The following is a 25327-nucleotide window of genomic DNA, read 5'->3' as shown; positions in this document are numbered from 1 at the left end:
TGCGGAGTTTTGGGTTTGCCAGTGATTCATCGTCATAGTGAGTGTGATTGTTGGTTGTGAAAGTGATTGACACAGGCTTGGCAGATACAGCTGTTGTTGCGTTGTTCGGGAGCAAGCTGAGCCAGTAATTCGGGTGGAAATGGTTGTGTTTTACACCAGCAGGAACCGGCAAAACTGCCGGTATTTGCGGGAGTACAATGATTGGGTTGACCGCACAGGGGGCATTGGCGGTGCGCTAGCGGTGGGACTGCATCAGGCATTACACAGGTCTTCAAACGCATCGACAACGGCTTCTTCATCGGACTCTGACAATTCCGCCAAATCCATAATGCAGGGTTCATTGATACCGAGTAGTTCTTCGATTTCTTCAAAGGGGAGATGGGCATCCAGCGCATGTTTGACGTAATTTTTCACTGCGGTGTGGATTGCGCTTTCGTTGTCGCGTGCGGCTTGTAATTCGGCGACGGTTTGTTCGGTGAGCCATTGAACAAAGGCAGTGCGCTCGGCCTCTGAAGTGTTGGTGCGGGCATCGTAATTCACGGGAGTACCTCTATAACTGGAAAAACGCCAGTATAAAGGTTTTTAACCTGGCGAGACGAGTGCGGTCTCGTGCAGATCGATCTTATTGAGTGTATTGGTAAGGTGATTAAATTGTGTGTCATCCTCCCGCGCAGTGCTTTCAATGATACGTTCCATCAGGTTTTTAAGGTGTACTAATTGATCGTAAATCTGATCTTGCATCACGCTGATTTCAACCAGCGACCAGCTTTCAGAATTATTGTGGCCGGGGCTGATATTGACCAGCCAATCTTCTTGCTCGGGCTGTAAAATACCGCTGCGTACTACAGAAATGGCGAGCCTGCCCATAACTGCGGCGACTGAGCGCACTAGTGGGTTTTTGCTGCTGGCAAAAAGTTGCTGTGCGAGCTCTTTCGCTATTTCAAATTGACTGCGCAATTTTTTTTGCCGGGTAAGCAATAAATCAATTGAGGGTAATTGCACAAGTGTTTCAGTAGGGGGCGGTGCCTCTTTAAATAAAATCGTTGCCGCATTGTATACCGATTCAAAATAAATATTGTCGCTGAGCTTTAATGCGGCGAGCAGCATACTATGTGCGTGTACACCATAATCTGCGTAGCGACTATGATTAAAAATAATATGATCTGTCGCCGCGATAATTTGGCTGACCTTGGAAATTTTATCGCCAAAGACATGACGGGGATAACCGGTACCATCAATGCGTTCGTGATGATCGATAATCGCAATGCCGATTTCTTTAGGTAGCCCTGGCACCATATCTAAAAAACGCTGGGCGATGAGCGGGTGTACTTGCAAAGCTTTCCATTCTTCGGCACTGAAACCATGGCTTTTTTCCCGTAGTTCGGGAGCCAGATATAAAAAGCCCACATCGTGAAATAACCCGGCAATAAAAGTGGCGTGAATATCTGGCAGGCTCAGATTGAGTTTGCGTGCAATGGCAATTCCGGCCAATGCGCTGAACAGGCCTTGATGGTAAATATGCTTGGCGCGCAAGGCCAGTACAGTCAGGTTTTGTTGTAAGAGCGGAAATTTCTCATAAAACAGGCAGGCTAAACGCAGGGTTTTTTGATACCCCTCATTGTTAGTTACAGCATAAAGGCCGGGCAAATTTTTGGCGAACTTATTCAAATAAGCAAACAGTTGTTGGGCATCCATACTGTTGGCAATGCCTACACAATGCTCCAGAGGTTTGTGTAGTTTGTGCTGTAGCAGAATTTGCGAGCGGTTTTCATCGAGGCTGGCACCCTCAGCCAACAACAATACTCCCTGCTGGTTGTAAATTTTTTGATTGGTGGCAACGGGCTGCTTTTTATTTACTTCTATAAGGTTGAGACAATAGTGATTTTGTTGACTATCGGCCATACAGGAGTCCAACTGAATAGAGCTGCAGATGGCACATATAAGGTGTGCCAAGAGTGCAGGATTAGGGGCTTCTGTAAGAATAGATCAGGAAGAGGGAGGCGCCAGACATTGCGGGTAAATTATTATTTTGGATAGTCTGCTTTATGCGAACCCGCCACCGGCTTTTAAGAATGGCAGTATGCGCAAACTAATCCGCTTTGGCCGATGGTTAAGCAAGTGTTGGATGCTGGCGGTGGGCGCTAAATACTGGTCGTAATAGCTAGCGGCTGCTTGTGCCAAGGCGCCAACAGCACTCTCATCCATTGCCATCGCTTTAACAATAACGGTTTGTAATTCCGTCTCATTGGAAAAGGTCAGGCAATTTTTTCCATCTTCCAGTGGTGGAAAAAACATTTCCGGATACTGGGTGATGGGGATGCTGCCCACCGCCATTGCTTCAATACTATTGTGCGACATAGGGTAGCGCACCCCGGGGCAGGCTAAAAAGAAGCGAGCGCGGGCGATAGTGCTCAACCAGTCCTCCGCTGCGACCTTGCATTGCCGGGTGTTCATAACTACTAGTCCGGTATGGTGTTTTTCTTTTGCGTTTTGCAGCATCCCCTCATTTTGTAATTCGATAATGCATTCTGGTCGCAGTATTTTCTCGATGCTTTGCAATAATTGGGCGCGGCTTAATTTGGCATAAATTTTCCGGATCGATTTTTTATTGTATTTACCGCGCTCGGCATCGCCACCAAAAAACACCGTCCAGTGGCGCTGCTGTTGGCGATAAGTCTCCAGCTGTAAATCCTGCTGCGCCGCATAAATCGGCGGGAACATTGGAAACGGCATAGGAAAACATGCATCGCCTGCCTGATAATCCGGTTGGTAGTTGACCGTAATGATTTTTTTCGCATTGCGCGCGAGGCTTGAATACCACTTATCGCTGACTAGTAAATAGTCTTGCGGTAAATCACGCTCGTGTTGGAGTACAGAAAAATGTTCTCGCAGACAGAGCTGTTTGTACTTTTCCTGAATATTGCTTAGTGCAAAATAATTATCACGCAATACCGGATAAAACCCGGCGCGAACAAAAAAAATAAATAGACAATAAAAGCGCCTGCCCTGGGGGCCGTCGATGCGAGTATCGCGAAAATCAAACACCACCAACGGTTGGTTCTGGGGGAGATCCTGCCGCTGCTGTTTCAGCCAGCGGCGATATTGCAGATATCGCTGTGGATAGAGAACGGATTTATAGCGTTGGAGTGTGCCGTCGAGTTTATGGCCTATGCTGGATAGTTGCTGCAACGCTGAATTCATAGTGAACCTGATAGGCCTTCTGCTGGGCGTGCTAATGAGAAGCTCAGGTTAACGGTTAATTGTTGCAGAGTGATGTCGAAAAAGTCGGGTATATCTCTCGATCAATAATGGTTTAAGCGACAATCATTACTATACTCAATGGACTTGCTGGGTGTGGAGGTGTGTTTGTTTCGATCAACTACGGCGTCTGCCCAAGCGCTATTCCCTTGGTCGCAGGCGCTTTTACTCATACTGGTATATGCAGCGCTCGGCCATTTAGGGATTCATTACGCTGCTTTTCCCGGTACCTTTTTCGCTCAGGTTTGGTTGGCCTCAGGGGTCGGCTTGATTATGTTTTGCCTCTTAGGCCGTGTTGCCATCCCTGTTGTGTGGTGCGCATCGCTGTTAATCAATACGCCTTATGCGTTGCAGCATTTACCTGACAATGGTGTGGCCGGTACGGCAGCGTTGATTTTTTTCAGCCCCTTATTCGATACATTGCAAAGTTTTCTCGCTTGGCGCTTGTGGCGCCTGGATCGGGAGCCGCGCTTTAGTCGTATTGGTTTACAGCGTTTTTTAGTCGCCATTATTGTGGCGGTGTCGGTGAGTATTGCTGGCATTGCGCTATTGCATTTGGCTGTTGGGCTTATTCATATCGATGAGCTTTTAACGCGGTTTACGATGATGGCACTCTCAGATATGCAGGGGTTATTTTTACTGGTTCCACTGTGGCTGGCGTTGCGGCGAGACGCTACCGCCATCATCAGCTACCCACTTTTTTTCAGCGCATTGGCGATTCCAATTCCACTCTTGTTGGCTCGGATTGAGCCATCGCTAGCGGCATTATTATTCCCGCTAGTAGCTTTTATTATTATTCGTTTGCGTTTTGTTGGTGCTGCGCTTGCTGTTGCCGTCGCGGGCGGTAGTGCGGCGTTATTGGTAATACTCGGACTTGATCCGCTGAATTTTGGCGCTGGCATTGAGGCGTTTAGTCGCTGGTCGCTGATTGTGCTCGCACTGGGAACGCCCATGTTATTGATGGGCATAGTGTTAGATGACAACCTCGACTATCAAAGTCATTTGGAGGCACGGGTAGATGAGCGTACCCAAGCATTGCAGGATGCGCTCGCCGCTGCCAATATTTTGGTGATAACTGATTCCTTGACCCAGTTATTTAATCGCCGCCATATGGAATCCTTAGTCCAAGATGAGCTAGAGCGGGCGCAGCGCTACCAACAATCTACCGCGTTGATTTTGCTGGATCTGGATCATTTTAAAGCGGTGAATGACAATTACGGCCACCCAATGGGCGATAAGGTATTGCGCCAAGTTAGCGATATTCTGAGTAAAAACCTGCGGCAATCTGATTTGTTGGGGCGCTGGGGGGGCGAGGAGTTTTTGATTCTTCTGCCGCAAATTAACCTTACCGCGGCTGCTAATGTTGCAGAGAAATTGCGCCAGGCAATATGTACAGCAAACTTTGGAGTAACAGAGCCGCTCAGTATTAGTTTGGGGGTAGCTGAGTTGCTACCTAATGAAGTTGCAGGTGATTGGATTAAACGTGCCGACCAAGCGCTCTATACCGCGAAACATTTAGGGCGCAATCAGGTCGCGATGGCAAAAGAATAACCAGGGAGGGCATGGATTGCGTGGGATAAGTGGCAATCCATGCAGCCAGACGCTATTTGTGGCTTTTTTTAGCTTTGCTTTTGGTGGCGGGTTTTGCGTTCATATCAGCGCTTATCATCAACTGAAATGCGCCAAAGAAAACCGCCATCAAACCAATTAACGCCGAAAATAAAAACCCTCCGCCATTGGCTACAAAATACATCCCGATAATCAAGACAACACCAAAGAGAATAAATCCGAAGCCTAGTTTTTGTTGTAATTGCATATGCTGGATCACCTTATCAGATTGGATAAACACGCCGGAGAGTAATAGGCACCGGCGCAGTCAGCAGTAATTTTATGCCACATGCCGTGTGCGTCAATAAATTTGAGCGTGATAACGAGTTTAAACCAGCAGGATGAAAGCCAGCGCAATGGCGGCCGGAAGTGTCTGTATATATACAATTTTGCGTGCGGCAGTCGCTGCGCCATAAATACCGGCAAGCGCAACACACACTAAAAAGAAAATCTTAATCGATGTGCCTGCAGCGCCCAGCCATAACCCCCATACTAAGCCTGCGGCTAAAAAACCATTGTACAAACCTTGATTAGCGGCGAGTACTTTAGTTGCTGCGGCTTTTTCCGGAGTGTTGCGAAACGCACGCAAACCCGCGGGTTTTTCCCAGAGAAACATTTCCAGTACCAAAATATACACATGGAGCAGAGCGATAAGCGCGATCAGGATATTGGTCAGAATGGTCATAGCGTGCATCTCCTTAATAGTTACTATTAGCGATGGGGCTTTATTGATAATCAAAAAATTTCCGATGTTCTTTGCCCGCACTGAGCGAGTTCACTTTATTGGGGTGTTTGAACGTTTTCCAGTTATCAACCTGTTTGCCGATATTTAAGTGCGGAAATTCTCCTGCATGTTGAGCATCAATACCTAAAAATTCCAGCAATTGTTTCAGACTGCCCGTTTGGCTGATATCAATTTTTAACAAATTATTCCGCTTTGAAAAATAGCTTAGCACTGCTTGCTGATGCGTGAGATAACACTGCTCCAAATGTTCGCGGCTAAGCGGCTCTGCGGTGCTGAGCGGCATAAAGGTTTCATTCATGCAGCGTTTGAGTACTGGGTTGAGGTAGCCTGTTTTGGGGGTTAACTCCGGCAGCATCTTATTCAATAACATTTGCATAGAGGGCACCCACGCGTCCAATGCTCGGCTCAAATACACAAACTTAGCATTGGGGAATAGCGCGTCCAGCTCTTGATAATCGGCAAAACAGGGTGCATCGGAAATTACATCCGCCAATTCAAATGCGCGTTTGGTATAAGCCGTGTGCGCCACCTTAAAGCCGTAATCCAATAGTGCCACACTAATGCTAGTGGTGCCGGTGCGGGGCAGGCCGATGATGAAAAGTTTATCCACGTTTTATGCCCACAAAAAACGCATTACCTGAGCCGTTTTGCCAAGGCATTATTTTTTCATAATCGTGTGCCAACACATACACTTCAAAATAGGGCTCAAGTAGCTCTTGCAGCTGTTGGAAGCTCAGCGCAACCATGGTGTGCTGGTCGCGCCAGTATTCTGTTACGCCATTATTGGTTTTTTGGATGCTCAACTGTAATTCTTGTTGCTCGCCGGTTCCGCAATAATACCAATTGGATTGAAAGCAAAAATCGCTGTTATCTTGCTGCAGATTGCGCTTGATGCCCGCGCGATTATCAATGGTGTTTTTATCGACCGCATTAAAACAAAAAATGCCGCCGGGCTTGAGTGCGGCATGGATATTGGCGATGCACTTGGTGAGTGTGGCAATACTTTGGTTGTAGTGAATGGAATACAAAAAACAACTGATTAAATCTAACTGGCTGGCTGTTTTAAGCTCGCACATGTCCTGCTGAGTAAATTGCGCTTCGGGGCAACGCAGCTGTGCTATATCCAGCATGGGTTGATTGAGGTCTACGCCATTGGCGGTAAAGCCAAAATCGATAAAGTGGCGAATATGCGGCCCGGTACCGCAGGCTAAATCCAAATAATCTGTCCCTTGGTTGCCAAACAACTGGTGCAATCTGCGCACATAGTCACTCTGTTCGCGATAATTAATATCAGCACACATTAAATCGTAATAGCTGGATAAGTCGGTGTAGAGCGCGGTGGCAGACATGGGGAGGGCAATCCAAAAAGTGATAGGTGGATTATACCCTGTGTGAGCGTCAAATCGCCCTGCTGATTAATACGAGGAATTCGGTGTGGTGTCAGGATTAATTTCACCATGGACTTCTTCTGGATCTACCTCATTCATCAGTAAAACCTCGCGCACGGTTTGAATATGGTCAAGCACGGTTTGGTATCTATCCCCGTATTCGTACTTATTCACTTCGATAGCTTTAGGCATATAACAAAAGGCAATTTTTAATGCTTGGATAAGGTCTTCGTTTGCTGGGGTGGTCATAGCTGCCTCCTTAAAGACTTGCCAAACGGGTTAGGGTATCGGGATATTTTTCTACCAGCTTAATTAACATAACGGCTTGTGAGTTCGGTTTTACCCGGCCTTGTTCCCAATTTTCCAATGTGCGTTTGTTAATGCGCAGGTATTGCGCAAAAACGGCTTGAGAAACATTTAATTTTTCGCGCAGTTTAATTATTTCACCGGTTTGTAATTCCGGTGGCGCTACTTTTTCTTGCGGCGGTTTTTTTAAAGAAACTTTCCCCGCACGTTTCTTGCGAAACGCGTGCAGCCCCGCTGTAATTTCGTCGAATGGATTGCGTGCCATAATCATCTCTTGCCAAAAATTGAACAATCAAAAAATATACGCTAACTGCGTATAAATGGCAAATACGGTTTGGTAGGTTGCTGGTGAGGAACGAACCGCAACAGCGGCTTATCGATTGGCAAAAAATAAATTATTTATCGTTTGGTAGGTTGGGTCGAGCTGCCCCACCTACGGGTTATTATTTTTTCCGTTTAATTGAATCTACGGCGGGTTGCTTCACGAACCCGCCCTACAAAAATCCAAAATTACTCAGCAGCCCCCGGCTCATAAGCCAACACTGGGCTCAACCACCGCTCAATTTCCTGCACACTCACTCCCTTACGTTGCGCCAAACTTTCCACTTGATCTTTTTCAATTTTGCCAGTATTGAAATAGGTGGCTTCCGGGTGGGCGAAGTACCAGCCGGAAACTGCAGCAGTTGGCAGCATGGCGAAATGTTCGGTGAGGGTGATGCCGGTATTTTTTTCGCCGTCTAACAATTTAAATAACTGTGTTTTTTCCGTGTGATCCGGGCAGGCAGGATAGCCGGGCGCGGGGCGGATGCCTTTGTATTGCTCTTTGATTAAATCTTCGTTTGATAAATTCTCTTCGCGGTCGTAGCCCCAGAATTCTTTGCGCACACGCAAGTGCATGTGTTCAGCGAAGGCTTCGGCTAAGCGGTCGGCGAGGGCTTTTACCATGATGCTGTTGTAGTCATCGCCTGCGTCTTGATATTGCTTGGCGAGTTCTTCGGCGCCTATGCCGGTAGTGACCGCAAAGCCGCCGATGTAATCTTGTTTGCCGGTTTCTTTTGGAGCAACAAAATCTGCCAGCGAATAATGCGGGCGTGATTCCATGCCTTGTTTTAAATGTTGCTGGCGAATGTGGTGTAAGGTATTAATTTGATTGCCTGCAGCATCGTACACCGCAATATCATCGTGATTGACAGAATTGGCAGGCCAAAAACCGATAACGCCGTTGGCTTTGATGAGTTTTTCGTCGATTAATTTACGCAGCATTTGTTGCGCGTCGGCAAACAAATTGCGCGCGGCTTCGCCGACGATTTCATCGTCCAGAATGCGCGGGAATTTACCGGCGAGATCCCAGCTGATAAAAAACGGTGTCCAGTCGATAAAATCAACCAGTGTATTTAAATCGTAATCTTCAAAGACTTTTACGCCGGTAAAGGCGGGCGCTGGGGGAGTGTAATTATCCCAATCCAGTTTCAGGCCTTTGGCGATAGCTTCAGGGTAGGTGCGTACTGTGCCGCGCGGTTTGCGGTTGGCATTGCGCTCGCGTACTTCGATGTATTCTTGTTTTAAATCTGCTACAAATTTCGGACGCAACTCGTCTGACAATAAAGTGCTAGCTACACCTACCGCGCGTGAGGCGTCAGCTACGTAAACTACTTGATTGAGTTTAAATACCGGATCAATTTTTACCGCAGTGTGTGCTTTGGAGGTGGTGGCACCGCCGATCATTAGCGGCAGATTAATACCACGGCGTTCCATTTCGCGGCCAACAAATACCATTTCATCCAGTGATGGAGTGATCAAACCTGAGAGGCCGATGATGTCGCAGTTTTGTTCAATGGCGGTATCGATAATTTTATCGCAGGGCACCATTACACCCAGGTCAACCACTTCAAAGTTATTGCACTGCAATACTACGCCGACAATATTTTTGCCGATGTCATGCACATCGCCTTTGACCGTGGCCATAAGAATTTTGCCGTTAGGTTTTGAGGCCTCGGTTTTTTCTGCTTCGATATAAGGTTGCAAATAAGCGACTGATTGCTTCATTACGCGCGCGGATTTCACCACTTGCGGCAAAAACATTTTACCGGCGCCGAACAAATCGCCGACCACGTTCATGCCGTCCATGAGTGGGCCTTCGATCACATCCAGTGGGCGAGGGTAGTGTTGGCGTGCTTCTTCGGTGTCTTCAATAATGTGGGTGGAAATCCCTTTTACCAGCGAGTGTTCGATGCGCTTGGCAATCGGCAGCGAGCGCCATTCCGCGTCTTCTTTTACTTCGCCAGTTGAACCGTCACCGCGATATTTTTCAGCGATATCGAGCAGGGCTTCAGTGCCGTTGCTGTTGCGGTTGAGAATTACGTCTTCCACTTTGTCTTTTAATTCTTGCGGCAAGTCGTCGTACACCGCCAACTGGCTGGCGTTAACGATACCCATGTTCATACCCGCTTTAATCGCGTGATACAAAAATACTGAGTGAATTGCTTCGCGCACCGGGTTGTTGCCACGGAAGGAGAAAGACACGTTAGATACGCCGCCGCTCACACCGGCGTGGGGCAGGTTTTGGCGAATCCAGCGGGTGGCTTCAATAAAATCGACGGCGTAGTTGTTGTGCTCTTCAATACCGGTGGCGACCGCAAAAATATTTGGGTCGAAAATAATATCTTCCGGTGGGAAATTTAATTTATCGACGAGGGTGCGATAAGAGCGCTCACAGATTTCTTTTTTGCGCGCCATGGTATCGGCTTGGCCGGTTTCATCAAACGCCATTACCACCACGGCTGCACCGTAGCGCATACAGAGTTTGGCTTTAGCGAGAAATTCTTCTTCGCCTTCTTTTAATGAGATCGAGTTAACAATCGGTTTACCTTGAATGCACTTTAAACCGGCTTCGATGATTTCCCATTTTGAGGAATCCACCATAATCGGTACGCGGGCGATGTCGGGCTCACCGGCAACCAGATTCAAAAATTTCACCATGGCTTTTTCGGCATCGAGCATGCCTTCGTCCATGTTGATATCGATAATCTGCGCACCGTTTTCAACTTGTTCCAGCGCAACTTCTAATGCAGTGGAATAATCTTCTTCCACAATCAAACGTTTAAAACGCGCCGAACCAGTTACGTTGCAGCGCTCGCCCACGTTTACAAACAATGAATCTTTGGTGATGTTGAACGGCTCTAAACCAGACAAGCGACAAGCAGGTTCGATCTCGGGAATTTGGCGCGGAGCGTATTTGCTCATTACATCGGCGAGGGCTTTGATGTGTGCGGGTGTAGTACCGCAGCAGCCGCCAATAATATTTAAGAAGCCGCTCGCGGCAAATTCTTCAACAATCTCCACCATTTCTTGCGCGGTTTGATCGTACTCACCAAATTCATTGGGCAAACCGGCATTGGGGTGCGCACTGACAAAACAGTTGGCCACGCGGGACAGCTCTTGCACGTATTGGCGCAGTTCTTTGGCGCCCAGTGCGCAGTTCAAGCCCATGCTCAGTGGGCGCGCGTGGGCGAGGGAGTTGTAAAAGGCTTCGGTAGTTTGGCCGGACAGGGTGCGGCCAGAGGCATCGGTAATGGTGCCGGAAATCATAATCGGCAATTCAAAGCCGACCTCATCAAAATATTTTTTCACCGCAAATACGGCGGCTTTGGCGTTAAGCGTATCGAAAATGGTTTCGATCAAAATAATATCGGCGCCGCCGTTGACCAATCCGCCCAGGGCTTCCACATAGTTTTCAACGAGCAAATCAAAGGTCACGTTGCGCGCGCTGGGGTCATTGACATCGGGTGAAATAGAACAGGTGCGGCTGGTCGGCCCCAGCACCCCGGCGACAAAACGCGGTTTGGCTGGATTCTGTGCAGTCATTTCATCGCAGAGGTCGCGCGCAAGTTTGGCCGAGGCGAAGTTCAGCTCGTACACCAGCTCTTCCATGTCGTAATCGGCCATGGAGATGCGGGTGGAGTTAAAGGTGTTGGTTTCCAGAATATCCGCACCGGCCTCTAAATAGGCGCGCTGAATATCGCGAATGACTTCGGGTTTGGTGATGCTGAGCAAATCGTTATTGCCGGCGATATCCATGTGGTAATCGGCAAAGCGCGCACCGCGATAATCCGCCTCCTGCAGCTTGTAGCTTTGGATCATGGTGCCCATGCCGCCATCCAGAATCAGGATGCGCTCTTTAATGGCGTTGTGGAGTGAATCGATACGGGCTTTGAGTGCGGCTGGAATAGTCATCGGGAAACCTTTGCTATGGGCTATCGCCCGCTTGAAAGTCGGGCAATATCAAAAAAGATTGATATAGAAAATTGGCGCGAATTCTAGCAGAAAACCCGCCATCAGGGGCGGAGCTGCGCAGGATTTATCGGGTAGATAGAGTCGGGAGAGCCAGCCAATCCGCATATGAGTTTAGTCGGGATTGGCTGTTGCAGGGGTAGAGCGATAAACGCAAGCGGCTATTTATCGATATGTGCCAGCTTTTTGTCGGAGCGGTCTTTTTCCTGCTCGTTGGGGCGCAGGTTGCTCAAGGTGAGTGCGGCGAAGAATGCGAAACCACAACCAGCTACCACGATTGATTCTGGGTGAAGTGCGCCAAACAGCATATTGGCGATGGCAAGACTGAGATAGGTGGTTATTCTCAGGTTTTTGGCGTTGAGTAAAAAGTCTTGGGGGTCGCTCATCGGGAGCCTCCGGTTGATGCTGGCGTACAATTTTTTTACAGGTGTTGATTAAAGCATAGCCTGATTAATGCAATCTTAAATGACAATTGTGACAGATATCACGTTTATTTGTTAAAGGAATGTTAACAACAGATGGTCGGTAGCATGGCGGATATGAACGGTAGCCCTGAAATAAGCTGATTCTGTTATTCGGATAATCCTTATAAATCCTGGGACTATAGTTGCGATTGTAAATTACTTGTTTCTTTTAAGGCTTTGCTAGTGCCTTGAATGGTGCCTTTGCAGTAGAATACCCGAGTAATTTAATCAGGTATTAGGTATTTACAGAAAGGTTACTATGGTCAACGTCGATATCACCGAATCCGCCCAGCAATATTTGAAAGAGTTGTTAGATAAGCAGAAAGACAACGATGGCATTGGCATCCGCATGTTTGTTGCGAACCCGGGTACATCCAACGCAGAGACCTGCATTGCTTACTGTCGCCCGGGCGAAGAAAAAGAGGGCGATGTGATTGTTCCGCTCAATGGCTTCAATGCCTACTTTGAGGAGCGCAGCTTGCCGTTTTTGGAAGATGCGAAAGTGGATTACTCGGCAGATCGTATGGGTGGCCAGTTAACCATTCGCGCGCCCAACTCCAAAATGCCGCGCGTGACCGACGACAGTCCACTGGAAGATCGCATCAATTATGTGTTGTATAACGATGTAAACCCGAGCCTCGCCGCGCATGGCGGTAATGTCAGCCTGGTAGAGGTGACTGACGATATGATCGCCATTCTGAAATTTGGTGGCGGCTGCCAAGGTTGCGGCTCGGTAGCAATTACTCTGAAGCAGGGTATTGAAGTGCAATTGATGGATAAATTGCCCGAGCTAAAAGGTATCCGCGATGTGACCGACCATACCGATCGCACCAATGCCTATATGTAATTCGGTTTAAAAAAATTACGCAAAAAAATACCGCCTCAGAGCGTTCTGAGGCGGTATTTTTTTGTCAGATAATTAGTATAGGTGTACCGCTTTATTGGAGTTGGCTCTGTATTTGAGCCTATCCAGCGTTATTTTTGGTGCATAAAAGTCGCTTATTTGCTCTGCTAATCAATCGCAATGCCCCATCAGGACTGCTTGTAGTCTCTCTCTGTACGTTTTTTTAATCCTTAGTATGGCCTCTACACATTATCTCAGGTTCTGCTTGATTTTTTTTATCTTCACCAAGATAATGAGAATTGTTAGTATTTGCATTAGTGTTAGCTGTATCGTGCGGTGCACTGCGCGGCTAAAGTCATATTGAGAGTTCCATATCTGTTAGGTAAGGGGTTGGTATCGTGAAGAGATTGTCTGTTCTGTTGGCGGGTGCCGCTATGTTGCTGAGCAGTGGCGCGTTGCAAGCACATGTCAGTGCTAAATGTACCGATGCTCCGCGCGAACAATGGCTGCACATTTTAGATATGCAAAAAAAGATCGTGAATGAACATGGCTTTGCGATCAAAAAATTTCAGGTTGCCGGTACCTGCTATGAAATTTATGGCTGGGGTTTAAGTAAAGACGGCAAAAAATTTGAAGAAATTGAAGCTTATTTCGATCCAGTGACTGGTGCTCTGGTCAAGAAAAAAATCCGTGACTAATGCGCATTGATTTCATGAAAACAAGACATTCAATTGAATAATGAATGCATGGCTGTACGCAAACCGTAATACACACACATACAAGAACTAGGTAAAAAAATGTCTAAGCAGATCAAAACTATTGCGAGTTTTCGCACCCCTACTTATGCCAATAACGCGCTAAACAAAAATAGTCTGGCCGCTGGTATTGCCGCTGCCATGTTATTGCCTTTGGCAGCATTTGCCGCCGATGAAAAACAAGATCAACCTGATAACAAACTCAATGTTGTAAAGGTTGAAGCCGCTGCGATTGACCCTAATCCTAATGCGCAACCAGGTGTTCCGTACAAAGCGCAATTTTCTGGCGACGAGCGCCATACTCGCCCACTGGCCGAAACACCCCAAAATATTTCTGTGCTCACCAAGGCACAAATCGATGAATCTGGTTATACCGACCTTAAACAAATTCTCGATGCACAGCCAGGTATCACACTGGGTACGGGTGAAAATGGGAATGCCTTTGGCGACCGTTACATTATTCGTGGTCAGGAAGCGCGCAGTGATGTGTTTGTGGATGGTTTGCGCGATCCCGGCATGACAACACGTGAAAGTTTTGTAGTTGAGCAAATTGAAATTTCCAAGGGGCCTAATTCCAGTTTTGCCGGGCGCGGTACCTCAGGCGGTGCAATTAATGCGATCACCAAGCAAGCCACTACTGATTATGATTTCAGTACATTGGCAACGGGTATTGGAAGCGATAAACACACGCGAGTAACCTTGGATACCAACCAGGTAATCAATGAACAAGCCGCTGTGCGCGCTAACCTTTTGTATGGTTATGAAGAAGTACCTGATCGTGCACCGGCAGATCGCGAGCGTAAAGGTGTTGCGCTTTCCGGCCTTTATATGCCATCTGACGAATTAGAAGTTGTACTCGATTATTACGGTATGGATGCAAAAGACAATCCGGATTTGGGTGGCTTTTTGATTGGAGATGTTCCTAATCGTAAGCCCGCAAAAAGCGTTCCGGTGTACGCGCAACAGCAAGACTTTCAAGAATCTGATGTCGATACTTTTACTGCGCGAGTGAAGTACCGTTTCAATTCCGATGTGCGTTTAAGCAACATTACTCGTCAGGGCACTTCGGAAAATGGTTATGTGGTGACAGGCGCGCGCAGTGCAACCACTGCAGCTACTAATCCGGGCGGAATTTACGAAACGATTACTTTAAGTACTCACCAAGGCTGGCAGGATGTTGATTATTTCGCCAATCAAACCAATTTGTTTATCAACAAAAATCTGGCGGGTAAAGATCACGAATTTATAGTCAGTTTGGAATACACCGATCACAGTGTATTGAACGGTGTCTACAGCGTTGGCAGTTCAGGTCAAAACTGCATTGTTCCCGGTCGTACAGCAGGCACTACAAGTTCTACATGGTGCGCAGTGGGTGCTAATGGCAAAAGTGTAAATGGCTTGAATACCTTGATGAATCGTCAAATCACCAAAGGTACTTGGGATACTGATTGGGCGGTAGAAACCACCTCCTTGGCGTTAATGGATACGGTTGATTTAACTGATGACTGGACAGTTTTTGCTGGTGTCCGTGCCGACCAGTTTGATTTTGATTTGAAAACACAAAATACCAGTACTCTTGCACAGGCGGAATACGATTATTCCGATACGCTGGTGAACGGTTATGTAGGTATTACCTATGATATAAACAGTGTGGGTAATATCTATTTCAGCTACGCTACCGCCAGTGATATCAATGGCGGTGAGTCAGACGTAGGCACCAGTAGTGGTTATGGCGGTACAGTGATTAATAATGGCGAAGTTGCCGCTGCTGATCCGGAATCTTCAAAAAATATCGAACTGGGTACCAAGTGGAATATTTTTGATGAGCAGTTGTTGTTAACTGCAGCGATCTTTCAGATTACCAAATCCGACATTATGGAGGGCGCGAACTACGATTCGGTCGGTACATTTAATACCGGTGAAAACCGTGTAAAAGGGATTGAGTTTGGTGCTACAGGTGCGATAACTGACAAGTTAACTGTGCAAGCCGGCATTACCATTATGGATGCAGAAGTGCTTGAGTCGGCTACTGCAACCTATGTCGGTAAAACCTTGAGTAACTTTGCTGAAGAAACTGCGGTGCTGCAGCTTAAATATCAATTTACCGACAATTTTTCATTTGGCGCCGCGGCTAAATACGAAAGTGAAAAATTTGCCGGTCAACCTGATACGGCTGCAAGCTTCAACGCCGAGGGGCAATACAGTCAGCCAGTACCGTCATACACTGTGTATGATTTGTTCTCTACCTACGAGTTTAATGAAGACTTGGATGTTCGTTTGAATGTTGGTAACGTCACTGACAAAGATTATTATCTTGCGGCTTATCGTTCAGGTTCATTCCTGTATATGGGTGATGCACGAAATGTTCGCGTGACTTTAACCTACGATTTTTAAATCGTAATTAACGAGAAGCCGGGCCTTGCCCGGCTTTTTTATATCTATGACTAATCTCTTAAAATCATTAACGAGTATTCCTGCGGATATTGTTACCGCGCAGGACTACGAAGCTCTTGCACAGCGGTTTATTCCTGCGCCCACCTATGCCTATATAGCTGGTGGCAGTGCACAGGACGAAACCCTCGCCGCAAATCGCGCGGCATTTTCACAGTATGTAATTTGCCCGCGTTTATTGCGTGATCTCTCCAGTGCAACCACGCATACCATCATCGCTGGAAAGCAATTTGCACATCCGATTTTATTGGCGCCCGTTGCCTATCAACGTTTAGTGCATCCTGGTGGTGAAATAGATAGCGCGCGAGCCGCTGCCGCGACGGATTCCACGCTGATCCTCAGTACTTTATCTAGCCATTCGCTGGAAGATGTTGCCGCTGCCACGCCTGCCAATAAATGGTTTCAACTTTATTTTCAACCAGTGCGCGAGCACACGCTTGATTTGGTTAAGCGCGCAGAGGCTGCCGGGTATAGTGCTTTGGTAGTCACGCTGGACGCCTCCATTCAAGTACCAAGCCGCCGCGCGCAACATGCAGGTTTTTATTTGCCGCCTGAAATTAGTGCGGTTAATTTGCGCTCCTATTGTTCAGAATCGTCTGCTGCTGCACCTGCAAAAAATATTTTTTCGCTGCTGCGCAATGCTCCAAACTGGCAAGATCTGCAATGGCTGCAAGCACAAACCAAGCTGCCTATTTGGGTTAAAGGCGTGTTGCACCCAGAGGATGCCAAAGCCCTAAAAGCTCTCGGCATTACTGGCATTGTGGTATCAAATCATGGTGGTCGCGGTTTGGATGGTGTGGCTACCAGTATGCAAATGTTGCCACTGATTCGCGGTGCGGTAGGTGCAGAATTCCCATTGCTGTTAGATAGCGGTATCCGCTCTGGCAAGGATATTTTTAAAGCGCTAGCTCTGGGCGCCGATGGAGTGTTAATCGGCCGCTTACAAATTTATGCGCTCAGTGTGGCCGGTGCATTGGGTGTGGCGCATATGATGAAATTATTGCGTGAAGAATTGGAAGTGTGTATGGCAATGGCAGGCTGTTCGGCCATTAGCGATATAGATACAACCTATTTAATGCCTGCGGTCAGCGCTCCCACTATTGGCGCTGTCCATTTTTCTGGTGAGTAAATTTATGCTGATAACGATTCAACAAGTATTAACGAGCGAAGAAATTGCACAATTTCGTCAGCACTTGGCACAGGCCAATTGGCAGGATGGCGTTAAAACCGCGGGTACATTGGCGCGTTCTGCAAAACAAAATCTGCAACTGGATGACGCGAGTGAATTGGCGCGCAGCTTGGGCAATCATTTGTTGCGCACGTTAGCGGCTAATTCTCTATTTGTGTCTGCCGCGCTTCCTAACAAAATTTATCCGCCTAAATTTAATTGCTACACCCAAGGCGGGCATTACGGCACTCATGTGGACAGTGCCATTATGCATGTGCCCGGCACTGCGGTTTCGCTGCGCAGTGATTTATCGGCAACCTTATTTCTGTCTGATGCAGAAGAGTATGAGGGCGGCGAGCTGGAAATTGAAACTGCTTTTGGGGTGCAAGTCATTAAATTGGCCGCTGGCGATATGGTGCTCTATCCATCCAGCAGTTTGCATCGCGTGACACCGGTGACAAAAGGCGCGCGGATCGCGTCATTTTTTTGGATCGAAAGTCTCGTCGGTGATGAAGCTGAGCGCAGTATGTTGTTTGATTTGGATCAGGCGATTCAAGCACTCACACCGACAGTCGCACCAGATGATGCCAATTTGCTGAAACTTACCGGTGTGTATCACAACCTGTTGCGCCGTTGGGCAACGACTTGATCGCTGTTTAAAAAAATTAATTTTTACTTAATCGTTTGTGTGAGGTACTAAATGACCTGGTTGGGTTCTGTGCGCCAGTGGCATTGGATGAGTTCGGCGCTGTGCCTCGTGGGTATGCTGTTATTTGCAATTACCGGCATTACGCTAAACCATGCTGCGCAAATCCCCAGCAAGCCAGTCGTGAAAACACAGGATGCGTTTTTATCCAAGCCGTTATTGAAAGATCTGCAGCAACAAATTGCAAAGGATAATTTCCCCACCCATGCTCCGCTACCTGACGCACTTATAAACTGGCTGGATGACAATCACTCTATCGCGCTTGTCAATGGAATGGCTGAGTGGAGTGAAGATGATATTTATTTATCGCAACCACGAGCCGGCGGCGATGCATGGGTCAGTATTGACCTGACTTCAGGTGAGGTAATTTACGAACAAACTGATCGCGGTTGGATCGCCTATTTTAATGATCTTCACAAGGGCAGAAATACCGGTGGCGTTTGGAGTTGGTTTATCGATGTGTTTGCCGTTGCCTGCATTATTTTTTGTATTACCGGCTTGCTGCTGCTACAGCGCTATGCCAGTACGCGCTTTGCAACTTGGCCATTAGTGGGCTTAGGGCTTGTGTTGCCTTGGCTGCTCATATTGTTGTTTATGCACTGATTTTTTTATAAGTGTTGAATTATTCATTGGTAGGGAATTTTATGTGTCGTTATTTGTTTTTGTGCGGGTCTTTTTTCTTCAACCTATTTTTGTTTGTACCTGCAATGGCGGGTGAGCTTGAGGTGTCGCTTGAGATTCCGCGCCTTGATGTGGCTGAGTATCATCGGCCTTATGTCGCCATTTGGATTGATGGCCCAGACTCTTCGCCCATTAATCTTGCAGTGCTTTACCAAACCCACGAAGATGGGGAGGAGAGTGATCACGGTGAGGATTGGTTAAAAGATTTGCGCCAGTGGTGGCGCCGTGATGGGCGCAATAGGGCTATGCCGATTGATGGTGTTAGCGGCGCAACTCGTGCACCTGGAAAACATCTATTCATATTCCCTGAAGGGCAATTGCCATTAGGCAGCTTGAAACAAGGTAAATATACATTGATGGTTGAGGCAGCACGCGAAGTCGGTGGGCGCGAGTTAATTAAAATTCCTTTTACATGGCCTGTCGAAAAAGTGGCAGAGCATAATCAAAACGGTCGCAAGGAATTAGGTAAGGTCAGGTTGAGCCTAAAACCATAGTGAGCCTGCTTATTTAACTTCTGATACAAGCGAGAGCAGTGTGCGTTATCTTGCCGCAAGTGTATTAATTTTTTCTTATCTTATTTTTTGTTGGTTGTGTTGGCGGCAATATCGGCGCAAGCAGGGCGTTGCTGTAGCGGGCGAAATAGAGGGTGCGGACTGCATTTTGATTGGTTACGCCAGCCAGACTGGTAGCGCTACCCGTATTGCCCAGCAGACGGCGCAACAGTTAGAGCAAGCGGGGAAGCTGGTAACTCTATTGCCGCTCAATCAAATTGAATCTGAATTGCTCACGCAAACCGCTAAGCTGCTGCTGATTGCCAGTACTTATGGTGAAGGTGAAGCGCCTGATAATGGTAACCGTTTTATTGCTCGCGCATTACGTGGGCTTGACGCCAAAAGTTTGCAGCATCAACAAGTATTAATTCTCGGGCTGGGCGATTCCAGCTATGACTATTTTTGTGGTTTTGCACATCAACTGCAGCATGCATTGCATGAACGCGGCGCGCATTTTATGGCCGATGTGATTGAGGTCGATCGCCTTGATGACAGCGCACTGCGCCATTGGCAATATTATTTAGGTCAGCTTTCCGGCAATACTCACTTCAGTGATTGGAGCAAACCCACCTATGAAAAGTGGGGTATTGTAGCGCGCGAGTGTATTAACCCTAACGGAGTGGGTGCTTCCGCATTTCATATTCAATTGCAACCTATGCAAGGGGAAATTACCCCGGACTTGTGGCAGGCGGGCGATGTAGTTGAAATCGGCCCCTGTAATTCGCGCGCAGCAATCGATACTTTTTTACAGCGCCTCGGGCGCCCCATCGCCCCGGAATTATTAATCACCCGCAGCCTATCAATCAGCGACGAAAAACTCGTTGAACTAAAAACGCAGGACGATCAACTATTACTTGAATCACTCAGCGAATTGCCACATCGCGAATACTCCATTGCTTCAGTTCCCAGCGAAGGCTCGCTGGATTTGTTAGTGCGCCAAGTGCGTGATGCCAACAACCAGCTGGGTTTGGGTTCCGGTTGGTTAACCCAATACGCGGGTGTAAATCAAACGATTCGTTTGCGTATTCGCGCTAATCCACATTTTCATGCCCCAGCAGATTCATGCCCGTTGATTTTAATTGGCAATGGCACCGGCATTGCCGGTTTGCGCGCACACATCGCCAATCCTGCCCGTGCCAATGGGCGGCAATGGTTATTTTTTGGCGAGCGAAGTGAATTGGGCGATGATTTTTTCAGTGCAGATGTACACCGCTGGCAGCAATCTGGCCGGTTGACGCGCGTTAATAAAATATTTTCCCGCGATGCACCGCTAAAAGAACAACCCAATGCGCCGCGTTATGTGCAGGACTTATTAATGCCTAATGCAGAAGAAATTCAGCGCTGGGTTGCTGACGGTGCTGCCATTTTTGTATGCGGCAGTTTACAGGGAATGGCGCAGGGTGTTGACGCTGCGTTAGCTAAAATTTTGGGTGCCGATGAATTGGAATCTCTTGCCGACGCGCAGCGTTATTGTCGCGATGTTTATTAAGCTGAGGTTGCCTCCAGTCCTTAAGCTCCCCTATACTCCCCAGCCCGCACAATCGTAGGTGCGGGCTTTTTTATTTGCGGTTCCCGCTTTTTATCACGTGACCTTTGGTAGGGGTCACCACTGACAGAGGTTTATCATGCCTGTTATTACTCTCCCTGACGGTTCCAAACGTCCCTTCGACAATCCTGTTTCTGTTTATGAAGTTGCCGCCTCAATTGGCGCTGGTTTGGCAAAAGCCACGCTAGGTGGCCGTGTCAATGGTCAACGTGTTGATGCTCATGACTTGATTACTGAAGATGCTGACTTAGTGATCTTCACCCCGAAAGACGAAGACGGTTTGGAAATTATTCGCCACTCCTGCGCGCACTTGCTCGGTCATGCGATCAAGCAGTTGTTTCCCGATGTGAAAATGGCCATTGGCCCAACCATCGACAACGGCTTTTATTACGACATCGACCTAGAGCAAAAACTGACGGATGAAGATGTTGCCCGCCTTGAAGCGCGCATGCTGGAATTGGCCAAGACTGAATATGACGTAGTGAAAAAAGCGGTTAGCTGGCAAGAAGCTTACGACGTTTTCACTGCGCGCGGCGAGACTTACAAGCTGGAGATTTTGGATCGCGACGTGCCTAAAGACGCGACTCCCGGTTTGTATCACCACGAAGAATACGTCGACATGTGCCGTGGCCCACACGTGCCCAACATGCGTTTCTGCTTGAACTTTAAATTGATGCGCACCTCTGGCGCCTACTGGCGCGGCGACTCCAACAATAAAATGTTGCAGCGTATCTACGGCACTGCCTTTGCCGATGCCAAGCAGTTAAAAGCCTATTTGAATCTGCTCGAAGAAGCGGCCAAACGCGATCACCGGAAACTGGCGAAAAAATTTGATTTCTTCCATCTGCAAGATGAAGCGCCGGGCATGGTGTTTTGGCACCCCAAGGGCTGGACTCTGTGGCAACAAATCGAGCAGTACATGCGTGCCAAACAAAATGATTGGGGTTATCAAGAAGTCAAAACCCCGATGATTATGGATCGTGTGCTCTGGGAGAAATCCGGCCACTGGGAAAACTATCGCGAAGGTATGTTTACCACTGAATCGGAAAAGCGCGATTTTGCGGTTAAACCGATGAACTGCCCGGGCCACGTACAAATCTTCAATCACGGCTTGCGCTCCCACAAAGACCTGCCGTTGCGTTTGGCGGAATTTGGTTCCTGTCATCGCAATGAAGCCTCCGGTGCGTTGCACGGTATTATGCGTGTGCGCGGTTTTGTGCAGGACGATGCACATATCTTCTGTACTGAAGACCATATCGTCAGCGAAGTATCTGACTTCAACCAAATGCTCAAATCAATTTACGATGACTTTGGTTTTACTGATGTCGCGGTGAAATTGTCTTTGCGCCCGGAAAAACGTGCCGGTAGCGATGAAGTTTGGGATAAGGCAGAAGATGGCCTGCGCCATGCGCTGCGTGAATCTGGCCTTGAGTGGGAAGAATTGCCGGGCGAAGGTGCCTTTTATGGTCCCAAGATTGAATATCAAATTAAGGACGCGCTGGGTCGCTCCTGGCAATGTGGTACCATACAGCTCGATTTTGTCCTGCCTGAGCGTTTGGATGCAGAATATGTGGCCGAAGATAACGTCCGTAAGCGTCCGGTGATGTTGCATCGCGCTATTCTTGGTTCGTTCGAGCGCTTCCTTGGTATTCTCATTGAACACTATGAAGGTTCCTTTCCAACTTGGTTGGCGCCAGCCCAGGTTGCGGTGATGAATATTACCGATAATCAGGCCGATTACGTCAAAATGATCGAAAAAGCCTTGCGTGAAAAGGGCATTCGCGTCATTCCGGACTTGAGAAATGAGAAGATCGGCTTTAAAATCCGCGAGCACACAATTCAGCGGGTACCCTACCTGCTCGTCATTGGCGATAAAGAGGTTGAAAATCAATCACTTGCAGTTCGCACAAGGGACGGACAAGATTTGGGTGTAATGAATCTGGAAGCTTTCATCGCGCACTTGACCGCCGATATAGCGCGTCGAGGTCGAAATATTTCTGCCTAAAAGAAATTTTTTTGACGAATAGATCGCTAAAGCGAAAAAAGATTTGTTTCTATTAATTTACTGGAGATACAACTATCAAACGAGATAACGCCCCCGCAGCCAAAGGCAATTCTAAGAAAGCGCGGATCAACGATCAGATCGAAGCCAAGCAGGTTCGTTTAATCAACGCAGAAGGCGAGCAAGTCGGTATTGTGAGCCTGAGTGATGCACTTGCCCAAGCGCAAGCGGCAACGCTGGACCTGGTGGAGATCGTTGCTGATAGCGATCCAATAGTCTGTAAGATTATGGATTACGGCAAGCATCTGTTTGAAATCAAAAAAACCAAAGCTGCTGCGAAAAAGAAGCAAAAGCAGCAGTTGGTGAAGGAAATGAAGTTTCGCCCAGGGACGGAGGAAGCTGACTATCAGGTCAAATTAAAGGCTCTGATGCGCTTCCTAGAGCATGGGGATAAGGCCAAGGTAACGTTAAAGTTCCGCGGTCGCGAGCTCGCCCACCAAGAGTTGGGGATGGAAATGATGCAGCGCATCGAGACCGACCTGGCTGAAATGGGTACCGTTGAGCAGGCTGCCAAAATGGAAGGTAAGCAGCTCACTATGGTTATCGCCCCCAAAAAGAGAAAATAGTCGGGCTTTTAGCTGCCTTGATTATTAATACTATTTACCTAAATGTGTGGAGTTTCATCACATGGCAACCAAAGCTAAAGTACACAGTGGCGCGTCAAAGCGCTTCAAAAAGACTGGCGCGGGCTTTAAGTTCAAGCACGCTAACAAAAGCCACATCCTGACCAAAATGACCACCAAGCGTAAGCGTCAATTGCGCGGCACCAGCATCGTTGATGCAGCCGACGTACCACGCGTAAAACGTTTGTTCCGTGCTAATTAATCAGCGCTAATTGCGAATTTTGAGAGGATAGAGATATGGCCCGTGTTAAGCGTGGTGTAGAGGCGCGTCGTCGTCACAAGAAAGTTTTAAAAGCAGCTAAAGGTTACTACGGTGCACGTTCGCGTACATTCCGTGTTGCCAAACAAGCCGTTATCAAAGCAGGTCAGTATGCTTACCGCGATCGTCGCGTTAAAAAGCGTAATTTCCGTGCTCTGTGGATCACTCGTATCAATGCTCAATCACGCGCTGAAGGCATGTCCTACAGCCAGTTGATTGCTGGCTTGAAAAAGGCGAGCATCGTTCTCGACCGTCGTGTACTGGCTGATCTGGCTGTGTACGACAAAGCGGCATTTGCTGCTGTTGTTGCGAAGGCTAAATCAGCTCTGGCTGCTTAATCGTCCAACAACCTTAAGCTCGCAAGAGCTTTTGCGAACGCGATGAAAAGGGGAAGGGCTTTAGGGTTCTTCCCTTTTTTTATGTTCAGGATGAACTGGCAGAAAATTGCTCCTGCATTTTCTGCACTTCCGCCGTCCGTGGCGGTCGTATACCGCTAGTTATGTAGTAGGAGCGGTTCCTTTAGGGCGAAGTTATTCGCTTGCAAAATCTAATCTAGTCCGACTCATTAGTGATCTATTTAAATTGGAAAAGCAGATGGAAAATCTCGCTGCGCTTACCCAAGAAGCGCTCAAACTCGTTGCCGATGCCCAAGATCTGACTGCGCTGGATGCGGTGCGGGTAAATTATTTAGGTAAAAATGGCAGCATCACCGCGTTGATGAAAACGTTGGGTAAATTATCCGCAGAGGAGCGTCCTGCTGCAGGTGCTGAAATTAATAAAGCCAAGGATTCCGTGCAAGAAGCGCTTAATTTGCACAAGGCTCTATTAGAGCAAGAGGCGATTAATGCCAAGCTGGCGAGTGAAGTGGTCGATGTGACCTTGCCTGGTCGTGGTCAGTACACGGGCGGCCTGCATCCGGTAACCCGCACCTTGCAGCGCATTGAAGAAATTTTTGCTGCAGTTGGTTACAGCGTTGAAGTGGGTCCTGAAATTGAAGATGACTACCACAACTTTGAAGCGCTCAATATTCCGTCCCATCACCCTGCGCGGGCGATGCACGACACTTTCTACGTGGACGACACCCACGTACTTCGCACCCATACCTCACCAGTGCAAGTGCGCACCATGGAAAACAAGCAGCCTCCGATCCGCGTGATTTGTCCAGGTCGTGTGTATCGCTGCGATTCCGATGTCACCCATTCGCCGATGTTTCATCAGGTTGAAGGTTTGGTGGTCGATAAAAATATCAGTTTTGCCGATCTGAAAGGCACCATGGATCAATTCCTAAAAGCCTTCTTTGAGGCCGATGTTCCCGTGCGTTTCCGCCCCTCCTATTTCCCCTTTACCGAGCCATCGGCCGAGATGGATATCCAGTGCACTCAATGCCGTGGCAAGGGTTGCCGCATGTGTAAAAACACCGGCTGGCTGGAAGTGGGCGGCTGCGGCATGGTTCACCCAGAAGTGTTTAAATCCAGTGGTGTTGATCCAGAAACCTATACCGGTTTTGCTTTTGGCATGGGGGTGGAGCGTCTCGCTATGTTGCGCTACGGCGTAAATGATTTGCGACTGTTTTTCGAAAACGATCTGCGCTTCTTAAAACAGTTTTAATGGAACGAATGAAT

At 47.8% G+C, this 25327-nt stretch carries 26 protein-coding genes; 14 read left to right on the top strand and 12 right to left on the bottom strand.

Annotation, left to right across the window (positions count from 1 at the left end; translation table 11 throughout):
• Nucleotides 1-32 precede the first annotated feature (32 nt).
• From AWU77_RS21030 to AWU77_RS12915, 4 genes are all read right to left on the bottom strand, one after another.
• Nucleotides 33-260 carry a cysteine-rich CWC family protein gene (locus tag AWU77_RS21030; protein WP_193747536.1) on the bottom strand — a complete coding sequence of 76 codons (228 nt, stop codon included), beginning with the start codon at nt 258-260 and terminating at the stop codon, nt 33-35.
• Nucleotides 253-540 (bottom strand): hypothetical protein, encoded by a 288-nt coding sequence (locus AWU77_RS20500; RefSeq protein WP_062064069.1) that lies wholly within the window; start codon nt 538-540, stop codon nt 253-255. Before AWU77_RS20500 ends, AWU77_RS21030 begins: the two co-directional genes overlap by 8 nt.
• Nucleotides 541-582: 42 nt before the next feature.
• On the bottom strand, nt 583-1902 hold the full coding sequence (locus AWU77_RS12920; RefSeq protein WP_062064067.1) for an HD-GYP domain-containing protein: 1320 nt from the start codon (nt 1900-1902) through the stop codon (nt 583-585).
• 141 nt (nt 1903-2043) lie between these two features.
• Complete coding sequence (locus AWU77_RS12915; RefSeq protein ID WP_062064065.1) at nt 2044-3201, bottom strand: hypothetical protein; 1158 nt, start codon at nt 3199-3201, stop codon at nt 2044-2046.
• A gap of 165 nt (nt 3202-3366) precedes the next feature.
• On the opposite strand from AWU77_RS12915, the gene AWU77_RS12910 reads away from it, so the two are divergent.
• On the top strand, nt 3367-4809 hold the full coding sequence (locus AWU77_RS12910; protein WP_193747535.1) for a diguanylate cyclase: 1443 nt from the start codon (nt 3367-3369) through the stop codon (nt 4807-4809).
• A 52-nt stretch (nt 4810-4861) separates the two neighbouring features.
• Here the strand turns inward: AWU77_RS12910 and AWU77_RS12905 are convergent, their stop codons facing one another.
• The 8 genes from AWU77_RS12905 to AWU77_RS12870 all read right to left on the bottom strand — a co-directional run bounded on the left by AWU77_RS12905 (nt 4862) and on the right by AWU77_RS12870 (nt 11981).
• Nucleotides 4862-5074 (bottom strand): hypothetical protein, encoded by a 213-nt coding sequence (locus AWU77_RS12905; protein ID WP_062064061.1) that lies wholly within the window; start codon nt 5072-5074, stop codon nt 4862-4864.
• A 120-nt stretch (nt 5075-5194) separates the two neighbouring features.
• Nucleotides 5195-5551, bottom strand: coding sequence for a DUF1304 domain-containing protein (locus AWU77_RS12900; RefSeq protein WP_062064059.1), 357 nt, complete (start codon nt 5549-5551; stop codon nt 5195-5197).
• Between the two features lie 40 nt (nt 5552-5591).
• Entirely contained in the window at nt 5592-6221 is a 630-nt protein-coding gene (locus AWU77_RS12895) for a sulfotransferase family protein (RefSeq protein WP_062064057.1), read from the bottom strand.
• Nucleotides 6214-6960, bottom strand: a complete 747-nt coding sequence (locus AWU77_RS12890; RefSeq protein ID WP_062064055.1) for a class I SAM-dependent methyltransferase — start codon at nt 6958-6960, stop codon at nt 6214-6216. Before AWU77_RS12890 ends, AWU77_RS12895 begins: the two co-directional genes overlap by 8 nt.
• A gap of 66 nt (nt 6961-7026) precedes the next feature.
• On the bottom strand, nt 7027-7248 hold the full coding sequence (locus AWU77_RS12885; protein ID WP_062064053.1) for a hypothetical protein: 222 nt from the start codon (nt 7246-7248) through the stop codon (nt 7027-7029).
• 10 nt (nt 7249-7258) lie between these two features.
• A complete protein-coding gene (locus AWU77_RS12880) occupies nt 7259-7570 on the bottom strand; it encodes a DNA-binding transcriptional regulator (protein WP_062064052.1) in 312 nt (103 codons plus the stop codon).
• A gap of 245 nt (nt 7571-7815) precedes the next feature.
• Nucleotides 7816-11538: a methionine synthase gene (metH, locus tag AWU77_RS12875; protein ID WP_062064050.1), complete on the bottom strand. Its 3723-nt coding sequence runs from the start codon at nt 11536-11538 to the stop codon at nt 7816-7818.
• 218 nt (nt 11539-11756) lie between these two features.
• Nucleotides 11757-11981, bottom strand: a complete 225-nt coding sequence (locus AWU77_RS12870; RefSeq protein WP_062064048.1) for a hypothetical protein — start codon at nt 11979-11981, stop codon at nt 11757-11759.
• 337 nt (nt 11982-12318) lie between these two features.
• Here AWU77_RS12870 and nfuA point away from each other — a divergent pair, with 337 nt between their 5' ends.
• From nfuA to pheS, 13 genes are all read left to right on the top strand, one after another.
• Entirely contained in the window at nt 12319-12906 is a 588-nt protein-coding gene (nfuA, locus tag AWU77_RS12865) for a Fe-S biogenesis protein NfuA (RefSeq protein ID WP_062064046.1), read from the top strand.
• 395 nt (nt 12907-13301) lie between these two features.
• On the top strand, nt 13302-13601 hold the full coding sequence (locus tag AWU77_RS12860) for a PepSY domain-containing protein (protein WP_202966657.1): 300 nt from the start codon (nt 13302-13304) through the stop codon (nt 13599-13601).
• A gap of 99 nt (nt 13602-13700) precedes the next feature.
• Entirely contained in the window at nt 13701-16052 is a 2352-nt protein-coding gene (locus tag AWU77_RS12855) for a TonB-dependent siderophore receptor (protein WP_084618361.1), read from the top strand.
• A gap of 46 nt (nt 16053-16098) precedes the next feature.
• Nucleotides 16099-17238, top strand: a complete 1140-nt coding sequence (locus tag AWU77_RS12850; protein WP_084618359.1) for an alpha-hydroxy acid oxidase — start codon at nt 16099-16101, stop codon at nt 17236-17238.
• A 4-nt stretch (nt 17239-17242) separates the two neighbouring features.
• A complete protein-coding gene (locus tag AWU77_RS12845; RefSeq protein WP_062064042.1) occupies nt 17243-17926 on the top strand; it encodes a Fe2+-dependent dioxygenase in 684 nt (227 codons plus the stop codon).
• A gap of 51 nt (nt 17927-17977) precedes the next feature.
• Nucleotides 17978-18586, top strand: a complete 609-nt coding sequence (locus tag AWU77_RS12840; RefSeq protein ID WP_062064036.1) for a PepSY-associated TM helix domain-containing protein — start codon at nt 17978-17980, stop codon at nt 18584-18586.
• Nucleotides 18587-18627: 41 nt separating this feature from the next.
• Nucleotides 18628-19158, top strand: a complete 531-nt coding sequence (locus tag AWU77_RS12835) for a DUF2271 domain-containing protein (RefSeq protein ID WP_084618357.1) — start codon at nt 18628-18630, stop codon at nt 19156-19158.
• A 40-nt stretch (nt 19159-19198) separates the two neighbouring features.
• Complete coding sequence (locus AWU77_RS12830) at nt 19199-20704, top strand: sulfite reductase subunit alpha (RefSeq protein ID WP_062064034.1); 1506 nt, start codon at nt 19199-19201, stop codon at nt 20702-20704.
• 136 nt (nt 20705-20840) lie between these two features.
• On the top strand, nt 20841-22766 hold the full coding sequence (gene thrS, locus AWU77_RS12825) for a threonine--tRNA ligase (RefSeq protein ID WP_062064032.1): 1926 nt from the start codon (nt 20841-20843) through the stop codon (nt 22764-22766).
• Nucleotides 22767-22840: 74 nt separating this feature from the next.
• Complete coding sequence (gene infC, locus AWU77_RS12820; RefSeq protein WP_078043326.1) at nt 22841-23389, top strand: translation initiation factor IF-3; 549 nt, start codon at nt 22841-22843, stop codon at nt 23387-23389.
• 61 nt (nt 23390-23450) lie between these two features.
• Entirely contained in the window at nt 23451-23648 is a 198-nt protein-coding gene (gene rpmI, locus AWU77_RS12815) for a 50S ribosomal protein L35 (protein WP_062064028.1), read from the top strand.
• A 35-nt stretch (nt 23649-23683) separates the two neighbouring features.
• Nucleotides 23684-24043 carry a 50S ribosomal protein L20 gene (rplT, locus tag AWU77_RS12810; RefSeq protein ID WP_007642208.1) on the top strand — a complete coding sequence of 120 codons (360 nt, stop codon included), beginning with the start codon at nt 23684-23686 and terminating at the stop codon, nt 24041-24043.
• A 256-nt stretch (nt 24044-24299) separates the two neighbouring features.
• Complete coding sequence (gene pheS, locus AWU77_RS12805) at nt 24300-25313, top strand: phenylalanine--tRNA ligase subunit alpha (protein ID WP_062064026.1); 1014 nt, start codon at nt 24300-24302, stop codon at nt 25311-25313.
• Nucleotides 25314-25327 lie beyond the last annotated feature (14 nt).

Origin of the sequence: Cellvibrio sp. OA-2007 (genome assembly GCF_000953825.1) — a bacterium.
In the GTDB taxonomy this organism is placed as follows: Bacteria; Pseudomonadota; Gammaproteobacteria; order Pseudomonadales; family Cellvibrionaceae; genus Cellvibrio.
Note: the sequence above shows the minus strand (reverse complement) of the source record. Positions and strands in the feature narration are given on the sequence as shown.